The 6,052-nt window shown below is 72.1% G+C and carries 4 protein-coding genes and 1 pseudogene; 3 read left to right on the top strand and 2 right to left on the bottom strand.

Annotated features, from left to right (window positions below; translation table 11 throughout):
* Window positions 1-5: 5 nt before the first annotated feature.
* Window positions 6-1,901 carry an adenylyl-sulfate kinase gene (gene cysC / locus AC08OQ_RS16915; RefSeq protein WP_476600953.1) on the bottom strand — a complete coding sequence of 632 codons (1,896 nt, stop codon included), beginning with the start codon at window positions 1,899-1,901 and terminating at the stop codon, window positions 6-8.
* Window positions 1,902-1,936: 35 nt separating this feature from the next.
* On the opposite strand from cysC, the gene AC08OQ_RS16910 reads away from it, so the two are divergent.
* From AC08OQ_RS16910 to AC08OQ_RS16900, 3 genes are all read left to right on the top strand, one after another.
* Complete coding sequence (locus AC08OQ_RS16910) at window positions 1,937-2,749, top strand: 3'(2'),5'-bisphosphate nucleotidase CysQ (RefSeq protein ID WP_476600955.1); 813 nt, start codon at window positions 1,937-1,939, stop codon at window positions 2,747-2,749.
* A gap of 199 nt (window positions 2,750-2,948) precedes the next feature.
* Entirely contained in the window at window positions 2,949-3,863 is a 915-nt protein-coding gene (gene cysD / locus AC08OQ_RS16905; protein WP_476600952.1) for a sulfate adenylyltransferase subunit CysD, read from the top strand.
* Window positions 3,863-5,107, top strand: a complete 1,245-nt coding sequence (locus tag AC08OQ_RS16900; RefSeq protein ID WP_476600950.1) for a sulfate adenylyltransferase subunit 1 — start codon at window positions 3,863-3,865, stop codon at window positions 5,105-5,107. The genes cysD and AC08OQ_RS16900 overlap by 1 nt, the downstream gene beginning before the upstream one ends.
* A 35-nt stretch (window positions 5,108-5,142) precedes the next feature.
* On the opposite strand, the pseudogene AC08OQ_RS16895 reads toward AC08OQ_RS16900, so the two are convergent.
* Window positions 5,143-6,052 (bottom strand): annotated as a pseudogene (locus tag AC08OQ_RS16895) (hypothetical protein); the annotation flags it as partial.

Genomic DNA, 6,052 nt, shown 5'->3' with positions numbered 1-6,052 from the left:
ATCAGCTAGCCAGCCAGCCAGCCGGCGTGGCGTAGGTGGTCGATGATCCGGTCCACGGCGTCCTCGGCGGAGAGCTCCGCGGTGTTCACCGTGGCGTCGGCGTCGGTCGGCGTCTCGTACGGATCGGACACGCCGGTGAAGGCGGGCAGGACGCCTGCGCGCGCCTTGGCATAGAGCCCCTTACGGTCCCGCGCCTCGCACACCTCCAGCGGTGTGGACACGTGTACCAGCACGAATCCGCCGCCTGCGGCCCGGACCATCCCCCGGACCTGGGCGCGCACGTCGGCGTACGGCGCGATCGGCGCGCACACCGCGGCGCCTCCGGCTCCCGCGACCTGGGCCGCGACGAAGCCGATCCGTCGGACGTTGATGTCGCGGTCGGCGCGGGAGAATCCCAGTCCCTGGGACAGCTGGGCCCGCACGACGTCCCCGTCGAGCAAAGTGAGCCGGCGTCCGCCGTATTCCAGTAGTCGGCAGACGAGCAGGCCGGCCAGCGTCGACTTCCCGGAGCCGGACAGCCCGGTGAGAAACACGGCCAGGCCCCGCTTCGAACGTGGTGGGATGGCGCGGGAGAGCTCCGCGGCCACCGTCGGCGGGGTCAGTTCGGCCGGTATCGGGTTGCCGGCGTCGAGCAGCGAGGCCAGTTCCATCCGCCCGGGTGCGCCGATCGCCGGCCCGATGAGGCTGCCGGTCAGGCCGTAGAAGCTGGCCAGATGCGCCCGCTGGGCGGCGAGTTTCGCCAGTTCGTCGGCGGAGCTCGCCGCCGTCTCCACGCCTGTCCAGGCCGCGCCCGCCGCCGCCCACGCAATGTCCGCCAGGTCCGTGGGTGCCGGGGGGGCGGGCGTCACGGCCGTGGCCGGGCCCGGTACCCCCGCCGCCGCGCCGCTCGGTTTCGCGGATGTTTTCAGGACCGTCGCGCTCATGCCCGGTTCGCGGGGGGTGGCCAGCGCCTCCGACGGGATGACCGGAACGAGGACCAGCAGGCTGCGGTGCTCCGGCGTTCCCGCCTCGCCGGCTTTCGGCCGCCGGTAGGGGTCCGGCGGCGGTTCCGACCGCCGGCCGGCAATACCCGGCGGGCTGATCGCGTCGGCGGCGAGCGCCTCCGAGGAGAGCGTCGCCTCGGCGGCCCGCAACGGGGCGTCGACCGCCTTGAGGGCGGCGAGCAGGCAACGGACCCGCAGGTGATGCCCAGCGTCCGCGGGATCGGCGCCACCCACCGGGGCGAGGACGACGCACCGTTTGCCCTGCCGGGTCAGCGCCCGGATCCGGCCCACGTCCGCCGTGTGGAGCAGGCCGTCCGCCCACACCGCCCAGCACGCGCCGGAACCCGCCTCGAGGCTGATCCAGCCTCGGGCGAGCAGCTCGGCCCGGACCTGGGCCGGGGTGAGCCGCAGGCCGGGATGATCGGGGTGGTGGGGCAGCCGGATGCCCTCGACCGTGCCGACCAGCCGGACCCGGGGCCCGTCCGGACCCCCCGGCTGGTCCGGCAGGGGAATGGTCGTTCGGAGGTGCAGCGCCGCGATCATCACTCCCTCGGTGTCCCGCAGGGCCGCCGTGGAGCTCGGTGTCAGTGCGCCGGCCTCGGCCGCGCCGACGATGAGGGTCGGCACCGGCACGCCATTGATCTCGGGGTCCTCGGGATAACCAGGTTCCGACCCGAAAGCACCGAGCAGCAGCAGTTCCAGCTCGGCGAGCTGGGCCGGGCGCAGGGTCAGCGACGGCCAGGCGACCGACGCGGCCGTCAGCTCCGCGACCCGGGCCGGCGTCGCCAGGACGGGGGTTGGTCCGGACCCGCCGGTCACACCGGACCCGCCGGACCCGCCGGTCACACTGGCGGCACCGTTGGCACCGGACTTGGGGTGGTGATCAGGACCGGGGGCGGGATGGGAGGTGGTACTCACACTTGCGACGGTAGCTGGTGACAGACTCCGTCCCAATGAACACCGATGACACCCGCCCGCCGTCCACCGTGCCGGTCGACATCGCGACCGACGAACTCGACGACGACGTCCTGGCCCGACGGCTGGCCACGGACGCCGGCAAACTGCTGTTGCGGATCAGGGAGGAGGTCGGGTTCGCCGAACCCGCGACCCTGCGTGACGCCGGGGACGCGCGTTCGCATCAGCTCCTGGCCCGGGCGTTGGCGCGGCACCGCCCGCAGGACGCTGTGCTGTCCGAGGAGGGCGTCGACGACGTCGCGCGGCTGTCCGCGGAGCGGGTCTGGATCGTCGACCCCCTGGACGGCACCCGCGAGTTCGCCGAACCCGGCAGGTCGGACTGGGCGGTGCATGTCGCGCTCTGGCAGGCCGGCGAGCTCGTCTCGGGCGCGGTGGCGCTGCCGGCGCTCGGGTTGACGCTGTCCAGCGCGGGCGGGCTGCCGCCGCGGCCGGCCGAGGCGCGTCCGCCACGGATCGTGGTCAGCCGGACCCGGGCCCCACAGCTGGTCACGGAGGTCGCGGAGGCACTAGGCGCCACCATCGTCCCGATGGGTTCGGCTGGTGCGAAGGCCGCCGCCGTCATCCGCGGGGAGGCCGAGATCTACCTGCACGCCGGCGGCCAGTACGAGTGGGACTCCGCCGCCCCGGTGGCGGTCGCGCGGTCGGCGGGGCTGCACACCAGCCGGCTGGACGGCTCGCCGCTGCGGTACAACCAGCCCGACCCGCTGCTGCCCGACCTGGTCATCTGTGCTGCGAGCTGGGCATCGGCGGTTCTCCGGGCGATCGGCGCCGCGGGGGGCTCCGGCGGTTGAGGCGCGTGCTCGCGGAGTGCCCTCGGAGCGGCCACGGAGTGGTTGCAGAGGGTAGCGATTGTTGATCCATGGTTGTTCTGGATGACGTCGGTCGTGGTTGTGGGTCCACCGTGAGGGGCGTAATGTCGCCGAAACCGCCGGCACGGCCGCCGTGTCCGCTACTTTGGTGGGACACATCGCCTCGACGGGGGGGGGTCGCGTGCCGGTGATGGGTTACGAGCTCACCCAGCTGCAGATGCTTGAGGCCGAGGCCATCCACATCTTCCGCGAGGTGGCCGCGGAGTTCGAGCGTCCCGCCCTGCTGTTCAGCGGCGGGAAGGACTCGATCGTCATGCTCCGGGTCGCGCAGAAGGCCTTCTGGCCCGCGAAGCTGCCCTTCCCCCTGCTGCACATCGACACCGGGCACAACTTCGACGAGGTCCTCGAGTTTCGGGACAGGCGGGCGGCGGAGCTCGCCGCCCGCCTGGTGGTCGGTTCCGTCCAGGCCGCCATCGACGCGGGCGTGCTGACCGAAGACACCCGTCCGGGGGCCTCGCGTAACCAGCTGCAGACACCGGTGCTGCTCGACGCCATCGCCGACAACAAGTTCGACGCGATGTTCGGCGGCGCGCGCCGGGACGAGGAGAAGGCGCGGGCCAAGGAACGGGTCTACTCCTTCCGGGACGAGTTCGGCCAGTGGGACCCCAAGAACCAGCGCCCCGAGCTGTGGTCGCTCTACAACGGCCGGCACCGCCCCGGTGAGCACATCCGGGTGTTCCCGCTGTCGAACTGGACCGAGCTCGACATCTGGCGGTACATCGCCCAGGAGCGGCTGGAGATCCCCTCCATCTACTACGCGCATCGCCGGGACGTGTTCGAGCGCGACGGCATGCTGCTGGCGGTCACGCCGCTGACCCGGCCCCTGGCTGGTGAGACGGCGGTGCCCCGGCAGGTGCGCTATCGCACGGTGGGCGACATCACCTGCACCGGAGCGGTCGAGTCAACCGCGGCGACCGTCGAGGAGGTCATCGCCGAGGTGGCCGCCACCCGGCTCACCGAACGCGGCGCGACCCGGGCTGACGACCGGGTCAGTGAGGCGGCGATGGAGGACCGTAAGCGGGAGGGGTACTTCTGATGGCCGAGCTGCTGCGGGTCGCGACGGCGGGGTCCGTCGACGACGGGAAGTCGACCCTGATCGGGCGGCTCCTCTACGACACGAAGTCGCTGTTCTCCGACCAGCTCGCCGCGGTCGAGCGCACCAGCCGGGAGCGCGGCGACAGCTACGTCGACCTCGCGCTGCTCACCGATGGTCTGCGGGCCGAGCGGGAGCAGGGCATCACGATCGACGTCGCGTATCGTTACTTCGCCACGCCCCGGCGGTCGTTCATCCTCGCCGACACCCCCGGGCACGTGCAGTACACCCGCAACATGGTCACCGGCGCGTCCACCGCCGACCTCGCGCTGCTGCTCGTCGACGCGCGCAAGGGGATCGTCGAGCAGACCCGCCGGCACGCCTTCCTGACGTCCCTGCTGCGCGTGCCCCATCTGGTGCTCTGCGTGAACAAGATGGACCTCGTCGACTTCGACCGGGACGTCTTCGAGAAGATCAAGGAGGAGTTCCGGCACTTCGCGGCGAAACTAGAGATCGTCGACGTCACGACGATCCCGATCTCCGCGCTGGGCGGGGACAACGTGGTCTCCCGGTCGCCAAGCACTCCCTGGTACGAGGGCAGCTCGCTGCTGCACCACCTGGAGGAGCTCCACATCGCCTCCGACCGCAACCTCATCGATGTGCGTTTCCCGGTGCAGTGGGTGGTCCGGCCGCGGAACGACGACCTGCACGACTACCGCGGGTACGCCGGTCAGGTTGCCGGCGGGGTGCTCAAGCCCGGCGACGAGGTCGTCGTCCTGCCCTCCGGGCTGACCACGCGGATCGCCGGCATCGACACGTTCGACGGCCCGGTCGACGAGGCGTTCCCGCCGATGTCGGTGACCATCCGGCTCGAGGACGATCTGGACGTCTCCCGGGGAGACACGATCGCCCGGCCGATGAACCAGCCGGCCGTCGGCCAGGACCTCAACCTGATGGTCTCCTGGATGGTCGACGCCCCGCTGCGCCGCCGGGCCCGGATCGGGATCAAGCACACCACCCGTTCGGTACGGGCGATGGTCACCGACATCTGTTACCGCGTCGACATCGACACCCTGCACCGCGACGAGACCGTCGAGACGCTGGGTCTGAACGACATCGGCCGGATCGCCCTGCGGACGACGTCCCCGCTGTGCTACGACCTGTACCGCCGCAACCGGAACACCGGCAGCGTGCTGCTCATCGACGAGTCGACCGGGACCACTCTCGGCGCCGGGATGATCATCTAGCCGGTGGTGACGGGGAGAACCGGGGAGAACCGGGGTCAGCCCGGCCGCCGTCCCCAGTCCGGTGGCAGGGAGGATCCGCGGCTGCCGGCCCGGCCGTCGAGGAACGAGATGCGGTCGTTGTTCGCGACCATCGCCGGGCTCGCGAGCCAGGCGGCATAGGCACGCCGCTGGGTCGGCGTCATCCGCGCGGACGGACGTGGATTCCCCGAGGCGTCGAGGAAGTTCTCCGCCGGCGAGGTGATGAACCCGTCGGCCCTCGGATCGCCGGTGTAGACGCGGCACGGCCCGCCGGCGGGGGTCACCGCGATCGGCCGGAGCGGGTCACGATCCCGGCGGGCCCAGAGCCGGCGGGCGCTGGTCTCGTAGGCCGCTGCCCAGCCGGGCAGGACCCGGGAGGCGTCCCGCAGGTCCGCGACGACCTGGGCGGGGCGGGTGGTCGGCAGGTCGCTGTGCCGTGCCCGGATCCAGGCCTCGATCACCTCCACGGTGACCCCGACGCCCAGATGGACGAAGGTGCCCGGTGGGTTCGTCGGATCGATGGACTTGCCCACCTCCCCGAGCACGTCGAGCAGCACCGCCTCGGTCGCATCGGCGAGGGCGCCGGCGAAGAACGCCTGCGCGCGCTCGACCCGCAGGTAGCCCAATGCCAGGGGGCTCGACGGATACCCGCCGGGGGCCGTTCTCCAGCCCTGGGTCGAGGCGGCCACCTGGTCCTCGAGACGAAGACCGTAGGTCGCGACGTCCTGGGCGAGCAAACCGGCCAGCGCCCCGCCGCGCAGGCCCTCCCGCAGCAGCGACTCCCACGCCTCGATCGGGATCAGCTCGACCAGGGCGGACTGCTCCGCCGCGGCCCCGGCCTGCGGGTCCACCGTGGGACCGGGGACCACGGCGGTGACGGCGTCGTAGAGTTCGTCCCGATAGGTCCGTAGCGCCGGGACGATGGCC

The organism is Frankia sp. CcCS3 (assembly GCF_977927575.1).
The sequence above is the reverse complement of the archived record's forward strand: the minus strand, read 5'-3'. Positions and strand labels throughout refer to the sequence as shown.

Excerpts from the sequence above, each read along its gene's own strand:
- AC08OQ_RS16900 (WP_476600950.1), top strand. The coding sequence starts at position 3,863 with ATGGCCGAGCTGCTGCGGGTCGCGACGGCGGGGTCCGTCGACGACGGG.
- AC08OQ_RS16910 (WP_476600955.1), top strand. The coding sequence starts at position 1,937 with ATGAACACCGATGACACCCGCCCGCCGTCCACCGTGCCGGTCGACATC.